The organism is Saprospiraceae bacterium (assembly GCA_016712145.1).
Lineage (GTDB): Bacteria > Bacteroidota > Bacteroidia > Chitinophagales > Saprospiraceae > Vicinibacter.
In genome coordinates, this window is sequence record JADJRO010000001.1 from 1,500,967 (window position 1) to 1,518,533 (window position 17,567).

Sequence of the window (17,567 nt, forward strand, 5' to 3'; positions counted from 1 at the left end):
TTACTGGCGGATTCAAATCAATTTTTTGTTTTACTCTTTTACAGAATAAAAACCAACTAAAAACAAGGCCGTCATTTCTAATGCAGGATCCAGTACTTCAACAAATTTTTCGATTTCCCAATCTCGGGGATCTCGAAAATAAATATTGTATATCCGACACAGCGTTTTTTGATTATAGCTAAGTTCCCAATTAAAATCCTGTGGATCCCGATCGCGAATTAAATAATACACCTGGTCTTTGCTTGTAATTCGCCAGGAGTCAAATTGACCAGGCCAGGTTGCTGAAACTGTAATAAATGTATTTCCAGATCGTATTTCCCATTCATTGGCACGGCCATTCCATCGCTGCAATATAAAACCGGAAAACTCTCCCAATCTAAAATCCCATTGGCTGTAGTCTTCCTTTAATTGAAAACGGGCACGCAAACTTCCAATTTCCTGATCTTCTGTATCGAAAAAAATCCAATCACGAAAATCATCTGCGTAATAACTCCGCATAAATTGTATGTCTTGTGAAAATCCTACCGTAGCACACAAGACCAATGCACCAATAAAGACCGCTCTAAAAAAAGCGTACATTAAAAAGGCAGGTCGTCAAAATTCTCTGAGGCATTTGCAAACGGATCCGGTGCATCTTTATCTGCAACCAATTCCTGTCCGGCCAAATTTCCAGAAGCCTGTGCTGCATCTACTTTCCAGGCATTTAAGTTGGTAAAATATTTACCCTGCCATTCACGTCCTCGTAAATCAAAATGGACTGTGATCTCATCATTTTCATTAAAGCGGTCGATTACACCGCATCGATCCTGTACCAATTGAAATTTTACATACTGTGGGTATTGCTCCTGGGTGACAATTACAAACTCTCTGGTCGTAAAACTGGCTGTCTTACTTTCAGCGTCCATTTTCTTAACCAGTTTGCCATTTATTTGAAAACTCATATTGCAGATTTTCCACAAAGGTAAAAAAATTAAAGCATTGTACAAATGAGCAATTAATAGGGTTTTACCTGTTCTAATCGACCCTATTATTTTAAAATCAGGCAGAAAAAATTGATATCATTTTGCAAAAAACTAATTTGCAATACCCACCAATCTCTATAAAATTTAAATGCATTTCCTGATTTTATATTATTGAATAAATTCTGATTGAATTAGAATTTGAGTTGGTTTGATAAGCATTTTAATAATGTCAATTATTATATAAGATTAATTTATATGTGGAATAGATGTAATTCTGACAAGTATTTATGTAATGCGTACGACTGAAGTTATGCGATCTTTAGAATTGAAAAAAAAAAATTCACAAATGTGCCTCCAATCGGGGATAATAAATTTAAAATCATGAAAATTAAATTCCTTCCATTACTGATTGCAATCTTCTTTTTGTTACCGAATACAAATTTTAGTCAAGTTCCTAATTTAGGTGTTACATCCAGTTTTACCTTATTTACTGCAGCAGGAGCTTTTAACAATTTAGGTACTTCAACTGTAACCGGAGATATAGGAACAAATGTGGGTGCATTTACTGGTTTCCCTCCGGGCATTTTGGTCGGACAAATTCATGTGGCGGATCCAATTTCCGCACAAGCTGCAAGCGATGTAGCAATTGCTTACAGTTACCTTGCTGGCTTAACATGTGGATTGGTAATTGGAACAACCCTCGGAAACAATCAACTGTTGACTCCAAACATTTATTGTTTGGGAGGTGCATCCAGTTTAAATGGAGATTTAATTTTAGATGGACAAGGGAATCCAAATGCAGTATTTATATTTCAGATCAATGGTGCATTGTCTACCAGTACGTTTACAAATGTAATTTTGATAAATTCTGCATCAATATGCAATGTTTTTTGGCAAATCAATGGTGCGTTTGCATTGGGAGATGGCAGTGTTTTTAGAGGAACATTACTTGTAAATGGCGCAATTAGTTTATTAGAAGGTTCTTCATTACTTGGCAGAGCACTTTCACAAGCAGGAGCCATTTCGTTGCATAATAATGTGGTAACGCTGGTGTTAAATCCCATTGCTCCAACGATAACAGCTTCCAGTTCTACTACAATTTGTCAAGGTGATCAGGTGACCTTATCTGGAAATCCAGGAGGAACTTGGAGCACCGGAGCAACGAGTCCATCCATTACAACTGGCACCGCAGGAGATTATTTTGTAACCGTTACTACAGGATGTGGAAGTGCTGTTTCAAATCACATCCAGGTAATTGTAAATCCTTTGCCATTGGCTATCACCGGACCAAACCGTACAATCTGTATTTCAAATTCCAGTGGAACAGGAGCAAGCATTCAAATTGGAACCAGCCCTATCGCAGGCCATAGTTATTTATGGACACCTGCAACCGGCTTAAGTTCTTCCGCAATCGCTAATCCAATTGCTAACCCATCAGCAACAACACTATACACGCTTAAAGAAACTATACTTTCCACAGGATGTGATTTATCGCATTCGGTCACCATCACAGTGATTAATCCACCCAGTTGCTTGATATCAGGTAATCAAGGGTTGTGTCAGGGACAAACAGTCCAGCTTTGTGCTCCTTCCGGTTTGACTGGTTATTTATGGAGTACAGGTGCGACTTCAAATTGCACCAATATCACCGTTCCAGGTACTTATTTTGTAACCGTAACCAATTCAATTGGCTGCACGAGCGTTTGTAGCAAATCCGTTTCGTATGCTCCACCTTGTTTGATATCAGGGGGTACTGCAATCTGTCAAGGAACTGCTACCCTATTATCAGCCCCAACTGGCAGTGGAACCACTTATTTATGGAGTACAGGTTCAACTGCGAGCAGCATCAAAGTAACTGCTGCTGGAACATATTCAGTAAAAGTAAAAAAAGCTGGCTGTACAAATACCTGCAGTGTCGTTGTAACTATCTATCCGTTACCAGGATGCAGCATTGCCGGAACAAATGGTTTGTGCGAAGGCCAAAGCAAGCAACTGTGCGCTCCGCCTGGGGCTGCAAAATATGCCTGGAGTACAGGAGGCACTGCCAATTGTATAAACATTGTTAAAGCTGGAAACTATGCCGTAACTGTTACTAGTTCGAATGGCTGTAGAAGTGTCTGCAATAAAAGCATTCAAGTAATTAAAAATCCAACTTGCACAATTTCAGGGCTTCGAGAAATCTGGGCTGGGGAAACGACTACTTTATGTGCAACCAGTGGCTATCTTGCTTACAATTGGAATAATGGTGCAAAAATCTGTTGTATAACCGTTTCAGCTCCCGGTACCTATGTTGTTACAACCACCAATGCAAATGGATGCACGAATACCTGTTCAGCTACCGTGGTCGTTTTATTTCAAGGATCTTCTACTTCAAGGTCTGACAATCATAACTCGGATTTTAATAATAAACCGCAAACGAATAACATAGACGTTTATGTTTATCCAAATCCCTTCAATTCAAAAGCCACCATGTTATTTCAAAATCTTTCTAAGGATTCTTATGTTGAAATTCAACTCTATAATTTGTCGGGCAAGTTGATTTCAAAATTATTTGAGGGAGAAATTTTAAAAGGCAAAATGAATACATTGGAACTCAATGCAGACGAACTAAACCCTGGAATCTATTTTTATAAAATCACAAACGGGGACCAGGTAATAAATCGAAAAATTTTAATTTATAAATAGTTGATTGCAGATAGTTGATAGTTAATGGCTATTAGACTGTTAGACTGTTAGGCTGATAGACTGTTAGAATGATAGACTGTTAGGCTGATAGACTGTTAGACTATTAGGCTGTTAGACTGTTAGACTGTTAGGCTGATAGACTGTTAGGCTGATAGACTGTTAGACTATTAGGCTGTTAGACTGTTAGACTGTTAGGTTAATAGACAATAGCAAATTTCTTTACTCTGATTTTCCTCTATAGTGTTTTAAGTTTTCGGATTAGGCCCGCCAAAACCTTTTCAGCTTCAATAAATTTCGATTCACATAAATCCAACTCCTTTTTTGTTAAGAAATTCAATTTTACCGCTAACCCTATTTGATAGTGGGCTTCTTTAAGAGAAGAAAAAGCAATTTCGAGAAAACGGTAATATTCTTTCTGGCTGTCACGATAACTCCCTTCAACAATATTAGAAGGAACTGCTATTACAGATCTTCGAATTTGTGAAGTAAGACCAAAAAATTTCCTCTTTTGGAAACCTCTTGGTTAAGGTATAAACTTCCCTTACAAGATCATCTGATAAAATAAATGCACGCAACTTAGTGTAATCTCTCATAGTCAAAATATTTTAGGTGTTTATTCTTCAAAAATACACTCTATAGGTAAATAAATAATAAAATAATTAACCAGCAGCCTAATAGCCTATTAGTCTATCAGCCTATCAGCCTGTAAGTCTAACAGTCTAAAAGTCTAAAAGTCCATCAGCCTAATCCCTTTACAAAAAAGCCCTTCCCGTTTTGCAACGAGAAGGGTTCACTGTAATATGATATTTAAACCTGAAGCCTAGTTGTCAAACAGCACGAGTTTGATACTTTTAGTGTATTCCCCAGCTTCCATCTTCAGTAAATAAACTCCAGGTCCGGACAAGATTTCCTTTTTAATAGTCAAAGTATTCTGTCCCTCTTGGTAGCTTTCTTTTTTACGATAGATTAATTTTCCGTTTAAATCTGAAATACTGTATTGAATATCTGTGCGCTCTTTCAAATAAAATTTGAGCGTCGTGAGTTGTGCAAATGGATTGGGCACTGGTTCGCCAATAATAATGTCCTCATCTGGATTGAATTCGTTCTTGCTTATATGGATTCCCAAAATTTCATCCTGTTCAGTATACGCTTCTGCATTGATGACATCAGAATTAAATTCAATAGACGAAACAATTTGTTCTGTAAGATCCTGATCCGTTTCTATAAAAAACAACAGATCCCCTTTGCTAATATCAACATCCTGATCTGCATTCCACGAAACCAGAATATACGATTTATCAATATACGCCCAGCCGATATTTGGATCCATGATTGCAATTTTACCGGGTTTAATTCCTGTAATGTTTAATTGGCTTGAATTAAATTTCAAAGTAAACTGCATGCCACTTAAACGCATAGCCTCTTTGGCAAATATTGGTACAAGATGCTTGTTGACCGGTTCGCCCAGTTCCAATTCCATATTTTTCAAACTGCGCGTCTCTGCATGGTGTAAACCATTCCAGGTAGTTTGACTCACGTCCCCTACTTTGATTCCTCTGAAATCGGCATACATCATAGGTCCTGCTAAACTGATAATGTTATATTCAGCTGGCAGATTCTCTATCCATGGATCATTGGGATCTGGAAACTGATAGTTTGCGTCTAAAAACATCCAGGATAAATTGCTCTTGTATTTTCCATCAACGCCTAAGATTAATTTTCTTACGGCAGCAATATCTGCAGCGGTTACTCTATGGTCACCATTGACATCTGCAGCCAATAAATGCCAGGGCGATGGAAATATTTCTGTGCCTAATATATGTCGTTGAATTTTTACAATATCCATTGTGCTTACCCCATCGAGATAATTTTTATCAACCAATGCTGTAACTTTATAATCGTCTCCAATCCGGAGATTCGTAAATTCAAAACTTCCATTAAATTCTTTTTGCAAGATGCCCTGTGGGCCATCTACCCTAAGGGTTACTTCACTGACCGGTTGATCAAAAGGAGTAACGATTAATCCTGCAAGGTTTGCATTTAATGTAGGTCTGTTTCCGCACACCTTATTATTATCTTGTATTGTAATCGTTGTCGTGCAATAATCCTGCAAGCCTGTTGTTTGATCCGTTACCCATAAATTTACTTTATGCATACCCAAGCTGTCGCAAGTATATCGGATCGATTTAATAGTTGTATCACTGAAAAATGACAGCGTCACTGGATTCCCGCAATACTGGTAACTTCCTTTATCAACATCACTGGCCCAAACATCAATCATGCCTTCTAAACGACCGTCTCCGTTGGTATCAATGCCCATGATATTGATATTGATACCTATTAAACAATACGCGGTAGGGGGTTTACAATTTCTAACCTGAACAATTTGTGTACAAATTTCGCGATTTCCACACAGGTCATCAAAAATCCACAAGAAACGATGTTCCCCAATAGGTAACTCTCCATCAAATGAAATTTTATTTCCTATAACTGCATAGGTACTGTCAAACAAACCATTGTTGTATAAATCCAATTTGAAGGAACTGAACAAACGATCATCCGGAGTACACTCATCTTTCGCTTCATGACTCAAGGTAACGCGCTCTTTTAAACAATTTTGATTTGTTATACACACCCGCACGGTATCACAGTCATCCAATATTTTTGGTGGATTCTTGTTACTTACTTTGATAATTTGTTCGTGATGCCAACTCGGACAAACCGTTTGACCTAATTGGGTATCATAATAGCATTGACACCAGTCAATAACTTTCCATTTTCTTAAAATTTTAAAACAAACCGCGGTATCCTGTACATAATTAAATTGATGATCTTCATAACTGGTTCCAATTAAAGAACAATCATTGTCGATGAAAATAGGATAACCAAACGTATCCGGTAAATTTTTTGGATCTAAATCACCACCACATGAATTTACATGGTAATCATAAGGCCAGATAATATCGCCTCCATCGAAAGGATCATCATCATAGACAGTGATCCGCTGACGGCAACTATCATAGCGATTCATATTATCGCGAACCACGAATACCCGTTCGATATAGCCTAAACCGCACTGATTTAAAAATGAATCAACGTATTCATGCATGTGGACTACACAATTATCATAGTAAGTTGCTTCACCAAATCGTTTTAAATTTATGGTATCATTGTGTTTTGAACACGTCACGCTGTAATCATGTGGACATTTAATGACGGGTGGCGTTTTATCTTGTATTTCAACGCGTACCATACAATCATTGTGATTACCAGATTTATCAACAACTCTGAAGATGACCATTACTTCTTTGCCCGCATCTTCACAACAAAACTCTACAAAAGGTCTAAAAAAAGTATCCCGAAAATTACAGGCATCTCCATTATCCATTCTTCTGGCCAATAAACTGTCGATATGACAATCATCATACGAACCATCATCAAAAACGCTTGCTGGAACTGCAACAATATCATCCCGAGTCAACGTGACTACGGTGTTTTGTTGACATACAGCTACAGGTGGTGTTTTATCATAAACAGTTACGTAGACTTCACAGCTATCCGAATTATAACAACTGTCGCTGGCAACATAGACCACTTTGTTGATTCCCGGTAATAATTTAATATAGCCTCCATTGGAATTATGTAAAATTCCACCAGGATAATAGATATCTACCGTGACATGATTTTGACAACTATCATGTACAGCAATTTCAGGCATCCACACATTGGCTTCACAGATATATCCACCAGCGGTGGTTACTGTAAAATCATAAGGACAATGCAATACCGGAGGTTTGGTATCTAAAATTTCAATGGTTTGTGGATGGGTGTGTACGACAGCCGTGCCACACCACCATTCCACAACTTTCCACAATCTCAGTATTTTCCTTTTACAAGGAAGATCCACTATAACTTGATCCTCATAATTCGTAGAGAGGTTACAAAAAAACAAATAAGAAGGCCACAAGGAAAGTCCGTGTACATTGGGTACACCGGTTACATTTGGATGCGGATGGCCATTGGCATCTTTTTCATAAACACCATTGCATTCTAAAATGCAATCCGTTGCTTTGTTAAAATTTTTTGGATAGGAAACAGAATCAATTGGAATTCGTTTCAACCAAAACATGGAAGTACAAATTTTTCCCTTATTACCAAGATTGTCTACACCTTGCCAATAGCGGGTTAATTTTTTTAGCAGGTATGGATCACAATCAATATTTTCAACTTCTTCGCTTAATAAACTAATCGTTGGATAGGGATCGCAATTATCATAATATACCGGTGTTGAAAATGCAAGGGTATCGTTGCAATAAACGGTGTCCATTCTGCATTCGATGTAAGGACCGAATTTATCTTCAACATAAATTTTACTCCAACACGAATTTTTACTGTTGGAATCATACACCATTGCAATGAGTTCTTGTTTCAGATAAGCTCCCGTAACAAATGGACTAGAAGGGATGGGTTTGCGGTCATAGCCCAATACATCCACCCGAAAACGGGCATTAGGGCAGCCATCGACTCCACCTGTCAATAACATTTGGGGAGTGATTTCAGCCTCGCAACCAAAGCCAATTGAAACATTGACTTTTCCCTTACAAGCCAATTGACATTGTGCAGAAAGGTAGTTCGTAGAATTCGCAATTAACAAGATGAAACAGAGTAACATCCAATTAAAAGGAAGGAGGTACCCCGAAGGGCGTAGTTTTCTTAATCCGAAACCAAATGTAGTTATCGGTTGCATAAGCTTCAAGGTTTAAGTAATCTGCATACCGGTTTCTTTGATCGAAGAATACCGGGCGCAACAAAATCATTTTACAGTGTAACCGACGATTTCAAGAGCTTCAGTTTCCTGAAATAGAAGGTATTTCTTTTGAAGGCTTATTATCAGATGAAAACATCATCCACCAATGGTGGATTGCTCAGGTTAGGTAGGTATATATATAAATATTATTTATATATGGGACAAATATATATAGTAGTTAGATTATAAAGCAAATTATATATGAATTATTTTTATATATTTTTTTATAATATTTATAAAGTGTTGATATTTAAGATATGAGTAGAAATTGGATTGGTGAATAAAGCTGTTAAGATATCAAGCTGAAAAGCTAATAAGCTGATAAGTAGATAAGCTGATATGTTGTGAAGCCTTTATACTCTTTATGAAGGATGTGGAATGACTTTAGGCAATTTAAAAATTATGTCGGAATCCAATGCATATAGCTTGCCAGCTTATTAGCTTTACAGCTTAAGACTTCAAGCTATTCCTTCCCCATCAATTGCATCATTTTTTTATAAATCTCTGTATTCTCATAGATCCCAGAAAACAATTCTGCTCCGGGTCCATAGGCAAAAACCGGAATCAAATCTGCCGTATGATGTTCTGTGGTAAATGCCGTTTTAAGGGCTCCATATTTTTCACCGCCAATAATTGCCAATCCACCTGTCTCATGATCAGCTGTTATAACAACCAGGGTATTTTGATCTGCTGCTGCAAAATCCAAAGCTTCCTTTATGGCTTTATCAAAGTCCAGCATTTCTGATATGATATAATTTGCATCGTTATCATGTCCTCCCCAATCAATTTGCGAACCTTCTACCATCAGAAAAAATCCTTTACTGGATGGTTGATTTAAAAATGCAATTGACTTTGCAGTTGCCTGAGGTAAATAGGTTCGACCTTTAGATTGTTTTTCCGGATCGCCATCCGCTGTAAAAAATGCCAATTTTTGTCCTAATGGAAATTGCCAGGCATTCAAATCCTGATCAAAATAATCCTGAACCAGATAGTCCCGGTTTTTTAATGCTTCAATTAAATTTATACTATCCGTAGTACGACGGTTAAAATACTTCTTACCACCGCCAATGAATAAATCAACATCCGTTGCCATTAAATCAACTGCAATTTTTTCGTAGTCGTTTCTTGATTTTTGGTGGGCATAAAATGCAGCAGGGGTTGCATGTACAATGGTTGAAGTTACCAACAATCCGGTTTTATATTTCTTGCTGGATAAATATTCTAAAATGGTTTGGTGTGGAAATCCCAAGGAGTCCAATCCCAAATACTTATTATTTGATTTCATTCCTATTGAAAACGCAGTCGCTCCCGCTGCAGAATCTGTAATCAAATCATCCGCAGAATGACATTTATGCAATCCGATATGGGTGCAGCGTTCGAGCTCGAGGGAATTGTTATTTGAATACAAACCAGCCGTAATCTGACTCACTCCCATGCCATCTCCTATCATCAATATTATATTTCTAGGAACTGTTTTTTTACTTTGAATTTTTAAATCCGAATTCACTGCAACCAAGCTTTGCTGTGAATCATGAATTCCGCAGGAATTAAAACATGTTAAAATAACAAGCAACAACAAGATTTGTGTGAGTTTCATTTTAATTAATTAACGAGTGAATATTTTTTTCCAGGTTCAAGTTGTATTAATCCTTTAAACTCCAGGTTCAGTAACACACTTGCCAATTGGCTGGGGCTAAATTCCGTATTTTGATAAAAATAATCGATAGGAACTGTATTATTATTTTGTAAAATTTCTATAATTTGTTTTTCGGATGCATCTAATTCAACAAACAAGGATTGCTGAATGCCTTTTGGTGATTTAGCGGCCACATCCCAACGCATGTTAAGGATCAAATCTTCAGCAGACTCAATGAGCTGTGCCTGATGATTTTTAATTAAAAAATTACATCCACTGCTGTAGGCATCTGAAGTTTTACCCGGAAATGCAAATACATCTTTATTGTATTGATTTGCATAAGATGCAGTAATCATGCTTCCGCCTTCCCGCAAGGTTTCAATTACCAAAACAGCATCACTCATTCCGGCAACGATTCGGTTTCTTTTTGGAAAATTTTCCCGATCCGGTTTGGTATTCATTCCAAACTCTGTTAAAACACCGCCATGCATTTGCATCTGTTTGGCCAAATGGGTATTCACTTCTGGATACATACGATCCAAACCATGACCAAGGATGCCAACTGTTTCTATATGTTCTTCAACACATTTTTTATGTGCCAGGCTATCGACCCCATAAGCCAGACCACTTACCACCAAGATGTTTAAATCGCGGATGCCTTCAATCAATTGTTGGATCAACCTTCTTCCATATTCTGTAACTTTTCGGGTACCTACGACCGCTATTATTTTTTCCTGATTTAAATCCGAAGTTCCCTTATAATAAAGGATCAAGGGACTGTCCTGATAATTTTTTAGGCGGGTTGGATACAGCGTATCCTGATAATAAATTACTTGAATCTGTTCTTGCTCAGTAAAACGCAATTCCTCCTCAGCCTTAGAAAAAATTGTAGGATCCTGAATCGCCTGCGCAATACCCTCCCCTATTTGCGGGATCCGCAATAGATGTTGTTTCTTTTCTTTTAAAACAGCTTGCGGACTGCCGCAATAACTGATCAGATTTTTTGCGGTTACCGCTCCAACTTTTTCAATTTTTGTCAGTGCTACTGCATAGAGCAATTCGTCATTGTGCATATTTAGGGTCTAGTGATGCGGCCTGGTTAAAAAAGGCTTTAGCATTGTTCTCAAATTCCTGGATTTTGGCACTGCTTACTTTCCCAAATCGTGCCATCTCCTGATAACAAAGCCCAATATAATAACAGATTTCCGGATCGTGATCATTGATTTTATATGCCATACCTAAAAAGTGTAATGCGAATTGGTAATTGCGTTTTTCTTTATACAACAAGTCGTATCCTACATGTTTTAAATAAGGCAACATAATTCCATTATTCTCAGGGTCTTTGGTCAAAAACTCCATATACTTTGTCACAAAATCCAAATCAGGTTTTGCTTTAATGACCGGTTCCAGTTTTTTAAGAAAACTATGAATATCATTATCTTTTTTAAGATATTCTGCCAAAATTCCTGCTTTCATATTTAAGCCTTGGCCGTATTCAGGAAAAATTGCCAAGGAACGGTCAATATACATTTCAGCAGTTTTTAAATACTCCATTTTCTTTGCCTCATTATCTTCCGGCTGTGATTTTTGATAATAAGATACCCCTGTAAATAAATTGATCCGGGCACTGTTCTTTGAAACATTTACTGCAGATAAATTTAAAGTAAATCCATCTTTCCAATCTGGTACACGCGTTAGGGTTCTGTAGCTATAGGCAATAAGTACCAACAGGGTAAACAGCATTGCCGGTATTTTGTATTTTTGAAATTCTATCAATTTACTTATTGCGAATGCAGAAACCAAACTAAATGCAAGCGACGGCATATATAAAAATCGTTCATTCATAAATGTTCCTACAGGAAACACAAAATTGGATACAATCGAAAACGTGATAAAATAATAGCAAATGGAATAACTGATGGTTTTATTTTTTGAACGAAAATGATAGGCCAACCAACACAAGATGGCACAAACTAAAACTGATACGATCGGAATGATATTTGTAAATCCTACTTTAGGCACATGGTAAGGATAATAATCGTGTGTTAAGGGATGTGGAAAAATCAGTAATTTAAAGTACCACAAAATCGTATAAAAAATACTTGCTACCTTTTCATCCAAACTCATGCCTACAAAAGGGTTATTCATTAAATCGGTTATTACAACTCCATTACTTAAAAAATAACCAATTACTTTCCAACGAACGAGAATAAAAAAAACAAAGCATAGATATAAAGGCCAAGCATTCAATAAACTCGACTTTAAAGGTGAGGATCTAAAAAAATAAATTGTCAGTGGAATAATTAATACAAAGGTGACTGCATTTTCTTTTGAAAACAAAGCCAAACAAAACCACAACATCGATGCACCAGCATGTACTTTGGATTTTGTATCATAAAAGCGAATCCAGGAAATCAATGCTGCAATTGCAAATAACAAACAAAGGATTTCATCTCTGCCTTTGATATTGGCGATTGCTTCAGAATGAATGGGATGTGCAACAAACAGCAAAGCTCCTATAAAGGGCAAAGCAAGATACCAGGGCGAATCCGGTTTTGAAATGTTGAACAATTGAAACAAACGAAAAATCAGACATGCAGTGAATGCATACAAGAGGATATTAATCAGATGGCTTGCAGCCGGATAATTCCCTAAAAATTCGTGTTCGATTGCAAAACTCACAATAGATAATGGACGATATCTCGATCCGGCTACCAGATCCTTTTGTGTACCAAAATATCCCGTAAAGCTCTCTTTGCTCAGGATGTCTTTAATTCCTTTAAAACCCTTTTGGACAAAACTATTTTCAGACAAAACAATCACATCATCCAATACATATCCAAACCCGATAGCTTCTCTGTATAATGCAAATGATAATCCGAATAAGATCAGGTAGACAAAATAATTACGCAAGCTTGTAGAGGATAACCTGTTGAATGTTAATGATTTTGACATATTATTTTTTTAATCCGTGCTGCAAGATATTGAAAAGCAAAAAAAATTTTAATATTAAATAAATAATTAATATGTTTGTGGTTCAAAGGTTTTTCTCAAATATTGAAAGCTTATACCCCCCGTTTTTTAAGCCTCCTATGCAGCTTTCTATTTTCAGCTAGCTTAATTGCCCAGATTAATATTCAGGTTGGTTACGGTTTGTCTTTTATGGATTTAGCTGAAAACACCCAGATTTTACAAAAATACAACGCTTCAAATGCTTGGTTAAGCTCTGGTTTTGGGGCTATTAAAGTATTAAATGGCCTGCAAATTGGACTTCGATACACAGGAAGGATTGGGTCCTGTGGATTTAATTGGACCTATGGTCAAGCCAATACCAAGGCTGAAGGCCTCAATCCTTCAGACAATCTGGAATACAATCGAACGATATATTATAAATTAGAATCCTATAATTTTTTATTGGAAACAGGGAGCCAGTGGATCCAATTCGGCACTTCAATTAATCTCAATTATTTGAGCATTAAGGATAAGTTTACCCCAAATACTAACAAAACTCAAATTACCCGACAAACTGCCTGGGGTTCCCAATTTTATATAAATGTCGGATTATCAAATGGTTCTGTATGCAGAATCGCATTGCAACCCTACTATTTTTTGCCCTGGGAGCAATTTGATCTGTCCCCATTAGAACAGACACTTAATGGATCTACAGGCATTCAATCCGGTAATTTTAAGCATTTTGGGATCCGTTTGCTCTTATTAAATGGACCTCAGAGGGATTAAAATCTTTTTTTTTCAAAAAAATTATAATTTATTTCAATTTATTTGTAATACCTTTGCCTTATATATATTATTGCCTATCAATCAATTTTATCTTACCCGTCTAAATTTTTCTTAATTTTTAAATATTTTTTTCAATGAATCTTTATGTAGGAAACCTTGACTATGGCGTCAAGGAAGCCCAACTTCAAGCCATGTTTTCAGAATTTGGTGAAGTTACTTCAGTTAAAATCATTACCGACAAGATGTCTGGCAAAAGCAAAGGATTTGCTTTTGTTGAGATGCCTAACGATGATGAAGGTCGAGAAGCGATTACAAATCTCGATCAAAAAACCATTAAAGAGCGTCAGATCTCCGTATCTGAAGCTAGACCACCACAAGAAAAAGAAAGACGTCCATTCCGCCCAGGTGGTGGTGGTAGCGGCGGCAACGGTGGTGGAAACAACCGTGATTTTCGCAGAAGATTTTAATTCTGGTCTTTAACGCAGAATATGTCGTTTCTTCAACAAGTTTGTTGTTGAAATTAAATGATATAAACAGAACAAAAAAAAATACCTGCCCAACCGTGGCAGGTATTTTTTTAACCGTATTTTCCATTCTCCATTTCACATTTCAATGTCAGCATTTCAGCAATTAGGTATTGAGGCGCAGTTGCTTCAAGCCATTACAGATTTAGAGTATACAACTCCAACCGAAATCCAGGAAAAAGCAATTCCGGTTTTATTAGATCAGGAACATGATTTAATAGCATTAGCTCAAACCGGTACCGGCAAAACTGCCGCTTTTGGACTCCCAATTTTACAAAATATTCAACTGGATAAACCATTTACCCAGGCATTGGTCATCGCACCTACCAGAGAGTTGTGTCTCCAAATCACATCAGACCTTAACAAGTTTGCACGCCATTTAAGAGGTGTACGCATCCTGGCTGTTTATGGTGGGAGCAGTATTTCTGCTCAAATTAAAGAATTACGTCAAACGGTTCATATCGTTGTGGCTACACCGGGTCGACTCATGGACTTAATGGAACGTCAAAGCGTCAAGATTAACCAGGTAAAAATTGTAATTCTTGATGAAGCCGATGAAATGCTTAATATGGGTTTCCGGGAAGACATGGAATCCATTTTAGCACACACTCCGGCTGAAAAGAAAACAGCTTTGTTTTCTGCAACCATGTCGCCAGAAATTCGAGAAATAGCGGGTCGGTTTTTACATCACCCAAAAGAATTGGTTGCTGGGAAGAAAAACCTGATGCAGCCAAATATTACCCATCAATATGCAGTCGTACAAGCAAAAGATAAAGTCGTTGCACTCAAACGAATTGTAGATTTTCATTCTGACTTTTATGGCATTGTATTTTGTAATACAAAAATTGAAACACAACAGATAAGTGACATCCTGTTGAAAGATGGCTATGCCGCAGATTGCCTTCATGGCGATCTTGAACAGCGCCAACGGGATAAAGTCATGAGTAAATTCAGACATAAATCAGTAAAAGTTTTATTTGCAACTGATGTAGCTGCCCGAGGTATCGATGTTAAAAATTTAACTCACATCATTCACTTTCATCTTCCGGATGATATTGAAAACTATACACATCGAAGTGGTCGTACGGCACGTGCTGGCCAGAAAGGTTTTTCAATTGTACTGTTGCACATTAAAGAAGCCTATAAATTACACCGGATTGAACGGATGGCCAATTTAAAATTTGAGCGCTATACCATTCCACGTGCAGAAGAAGTTTATCAGGCAAGGATTGTGAATTTTATCGAACAAATCACAAACGATGTCGATGAAACTAAATTAATACCTTTTAAGAATGAATGGGTTTGGCCTTTAATGCAAATGGATAAAGAAAAATTGGTTGAAATTATTTTACATTCTGAAATGAAAAAATTTAATTCCAATTATCTTTCCATGCCGGATATTAATGTAGAAGAAAAATTGAGTTCCGGTAGCAGCCATCATGACAGATCCGGAGACAGTCGCGGTCGAGGTGGATCCAGAAGACGTACTGAATCTTCAGCTCCATCTAAAAAATCAAATAATGTGCGATTGCATATTAATCTCGGTCGCAAAGACAATTTAAAATATGATGAAATACGTGAGGAAATATTTAAATTGACTAAAATCAGTGGACGCGTAATCAGGGATATTGATATGAAAAATACCTATTCCTATTTTATGACCGATCCTGAATCCTCTACCAAGTTGTTGCATTGTAAAAATTTAAAATACAAAGGCCGGGAAATTCAAATTAAAAAACCCGATTAACGTTTAAAACCTGTTAATCAAGCTAAATTTCAAAAAACAATTTTAATTTAACGCTGTTAAACGTAGTATTGAATAGCAATGGACATCTTAATTAAAATTAGTCAGCTTTTACTTAGCTTAACCATTCTGGTAGTTATCCATGAATGCGGTCACTTCTTTCCAGCCAGATGGTTTAAAACACGGGTGGAGAAATTTTACCTTTTCTTTAACCCCTGGTTTTCTCTTTTTAAGAAAAAAATTGGCGAAACAGAATACGGAATCGGTTGGCTCCCTTTAGGTGGTTATGTTAAAATTGCAGGAATGGTCGATGAAAGTTTTGACCTCGAACAATTACAATCGGAACCTAAAGCATGGGAGTTTCGTTCAAAACCAGCCTGGCAACGACTGATCATAATGGTTGGTGGCGTTACGGTTAATTTTATATTTGGGTTTTTAGTATTTGCAATTTTAATTTGGAAAGATGGCATTCAATACGTGCCAACTAAAGAAATGAAATACGGCATTGCCGTTGATAGTTTGGCATATACCATGGGATTCAGGGATGGTGATCAAATAACTAAAATTGGATCGGTTGCTATCGATCGATTTGATCGAGGAACGCTTCTAAAAACACTTATTTTTGAAGAATCCCATCAAGTTGAAATCATTCGAGATGGACAATCTCAACATATTTCAGTTGATCCAAAATACATCAGCTTGTTGACTAAACCTGATTTTAAAAGTCTGGATTTATGGACAATTCGTTTACCAGCCCAGGTTGCAATCGTCGCTGACGGCAGCCCTGCTAAACAACAAGGAATTTTAGCGGGTGATGAAATTATTTCAGTAAATAATGAATCCACCCTGTACATTCAGGATGTTACAAAACGGATAAAAGGAAAAATCAACACGCCATTTGAAATTCAATTAAAACGTGGCATGGATACACTGGCTATTAACATTACTACCAATGATAAAGGAATGTTAGGTGTACAATGGGAGTCCATCGATAAATTTATTAAAGTAGAAACTGAAAATTATAGTTTTCTAGCTGCACTTCCTGCAGGAGTGACCAGAGGGGTTGATATATTAACTACCCAGTTGAAAGCATTCAAACAAATGTTTGCAGGAACTATAAAAGCAAAAGACTCTTTAGGAGGATTTGCATCCATTACAAAAATGTTTCCGGCAACTTGGGATTGGAATGCATTTTGGGCAATGACAGCTGTCTTATCTATTATTTTAGCATTTATGAATTTGTTGCCAATTCCGGCATTAGATGGCGGCTATGTTGTATTCTTATTAATCGAAGTGGTTACTGGCAAAAAAGTACCAGATAAAATTGTGGAAAAAGCAACGATGATTGGCTTCTTCCTACTAATGGCTTTAATGTTGTATGCCAACGGATTGGATGTAGTCAGAGGATTTAGTAAATAAATTGATCCGCTATCCGTTTTGGCAATCCACTGAATCTCGAATCTGTGGTTTT

The 17,567-nt window shown here is 37.0% G+C and carries 11 protein-coding genes and 1 pseudogene; 5 read left to right on the top strand and 7 right to left on the bottom strand.

Annotation, left to right across the window (positions count from 1 at the left end):
- Positions 1–30: 30 nt before the first annotated feature.
- Both IPK91_06410 and IPK91_06415 read right to left on the bottom strand, forming a co-directional pair.
- Positions 31–579: a hypothetical protein gene (locus IPK91_06410; protein ID MBK8296899.1), complete on the bottom strand. Its 549-nt coding sequence runs from the start codon at positions 577–579 to the stop codon at positions 31–33.
- Complete coding sequence (locus IPK91_06415; GenBank protein ID MBK8296900.1) at positions 579–941, bottom strand: DUF3127 domain-containing protein; 363 nt, start codon at positions 939–941, stop codon at positions 579–581. Before IPK91_06415 ends, IPK91_06410 begins: the two co-directional genes overlap by 1 nt.
- A gap of 402 nt (positions 942–1,343) precedes the next feature.
- Between IPK91_06415 and IPK91_06420 the strand changes: the two genes are divergently transcribed.
- Positions 1,344–3,647, top strand: a complete 2,304-nt coding sequence (locus IPK91_06420) for a DUF3494 domain-containing protein (GenBank protein MBK8296901.1) — start codon at positions 1,344–1,346, stop codon at positions 3,645–3,647.
- Positions 3,648–3,882: 235 nt separating this feature from the next.
- Here the strand turns inward: IPK91_06420 and IPK91_06425 are convergent.
- From IPK91_06425 to IPK91_06445, 5 genes and pseudogenes are all read right to left on the bottom strand, one after another.
- Positions 3,883–4,240 (bottom strand): annotated as a pseudogene (locus tag IPK91_06425) (four helix bundle protein).
- A gap of 227 nt (positions 4,241–4,467) precedes the next feature.
- Positions 4,468–8,394, bottom strand: a complete 3,927-nt coding sequence (locus tag IPK91_06430; GenBank protein MBK8296902.1) for a T9SS type A sorting domain-containing protein — start codon at positions 8,392–8,394, stop codon at positions 4,468–4,470.
- A 523-nt stretch (positions 8,395–8,917) separates the two neighbouring features.
- Positions 8,918–9,904: an alkaline phosphatase gene (locus IPK91_06435; protein MBK8296903.1), complete on the bottom strand. Its 987-nt coding sequence runs from the start codon at positions 9,902–9,904 to the stop codon at positions 8,918–8,920.
- A gap of 152 nt (positions 9,905–10,056) precedes the next feature.
- The gene (dprA, locus tag IPK91_06440; GenBank protein MBK8296904.1) at positions 10,057–11,163 is read right to left on the bottom strand and encodes a DNA-protecting protein DprA; all 1,107 of its coding nucleotides are present in this window, start codon (positions 11,161–11,163) and stop codon (positions 10,057–10,059) included.
- Positions 11,153–13,045 (bottom strand): hypothetical protein, encoded by a 1,893-nt coding sequence (locus IPK91_06445; protein ID MBK8296905.1) that lies wholly within the window; start codon positions 13,043–13,045, stop codon positions 11,153–11,155. The genes dprA and IPK91_06445 overlap by 11 nt, the downstream gene beginning before the upstream one ends.
- A gap of 102 nt (positions 13,046–13,147) precedes the next feature.
- Between IPK91_06445 and IPK91_06450 the strand changes: the two genes are divergently transcribed.
- The 4 genes from IPK91_06450 (at position 13,148) to rseP (ending at position 17,515) form a co-directional block, all read left to right on the top strand.
- Positions 13,148–13,828 carry a hypothetical protein gene (locus IPK91_06450; GenBank protein MBK8296906.1) on the top strand — a complete coding sequence of 227 codons (681 nt, stop codon included), beginning with the start codon at positions 13,148–13,150 and terminating at the stop codon, positions 13,826–13,828.
- Between the two features lie 134 nt (positions 13,829–13,962).
- Positions 13,963–14,295 carry an RNA-binding protein gene (locus tag IPK91_06455; GenBank protein MBK8296907.1) on the top strand — a complete coding sequence of 111 codons (333 nt, stop codon included), beginning with the start codon at positions 13,963–13,965 and terminating at the stop codon, positions 14,293–14,295.
- Positions 14,296–14,440: 145 nt separating this feature from the next.
- A complete protein-coding gene (locus tag IPK91_06460; GenBank protein MBK8296908.1) occupies positions 14,441–16,099 on the top strand; it encodes a DEAD/DEAH box helicase in 1,659 nt (552 codons plus the stop codon).
- 78 nt (positions 16,100–16,177) lie between these two features.
- A complete protein-coding gene (gene rseP, locus IPK91_06465) occupies positions 16,178–17,515 on the top strand; it encodes an RIP metalloprotease RseP (GenBank protein ID MBK8296909.1) in 1,338 nt (445 codons plus the stop codon).
- Positions 17,516–17,567: the final 52 nt, after the last annotated feature.

What these genes read in the sequence shown, in the direction of transcription:
- IPK91_06410 (MBK8296899.1), bottom strand. Translation starts at nt 579, where the DNA reads ATGTACGCTTTTTTTAGAGCGGTCTTTATTGGTGCATTGGTCTTGTGT.
- IPK91_06415 (MBK8296900.1), bottom strand. Translation starts at nt 941, where the DNA reads ATGAGTTTTCAAATAAATGGCAAACTGGTTAAGAAAATGGACGCTGAA.
- IPK91_06420 (MBK8296901.1), top strand. Translation starts at nt 1,344, where the DNA reads ATGAAAATTAAATTCCTTCCATTACTGATTGCAATCTTCTTTTTGTTA.
- IPK91_06430 (MBK8296902.1), bottom strand. Translation starts at nt 8,394, where the DNA reads ATGCAACCGATAACTACATTTGGTTTCGGATTAAGAAAACTACGCCCT.
- IPK91_06435 (MBK8296903.1), bottom strand. Translation starts at nt 9,904, where the DNA reads ATGATAGGAGATGGCATGGGAGTGAGTCAGATTACGGCTGGTTTGTAT.
- dprA (MBK8296904.1), bottom strand. Translation starts at nt 11,163, where the DNA reads ATGCACAATGACGAATTGCTCTATGCAGTAGCACTGACAAAAATTGAA.
- IPK91_06445 (MBK8296905.1), bottom strand. Translation starts at nt 13,045, where the DNA reads ATGTCAAAATCATTAACATTCAACAGGTTATCCTCTACAAGCTTGCGT.
- IPK91_06455 (MBK8296907.1), top strand. Translation starts at nt 13,963, where the DNA reads ATGAATCTTTATGTAGGAAACCTTGACTATGGCGTCAAGGAAGCCCAA.
- IPK91_06460 (MBK8296908.1), top strand. Translation starts at nt 14,441, where the DNA reads ATGTCAGCATTTCAGCAATTAGGTATTGAGGCGCAGTTGCTTCAAGCC.
- rseP (MBK8296909.1), top strand. Translation starts at nt 16,178, where the DNA reads ATGGACATCTTAATTAAAATTAGTCAGCTTTTACTTAGCTTAACCATT.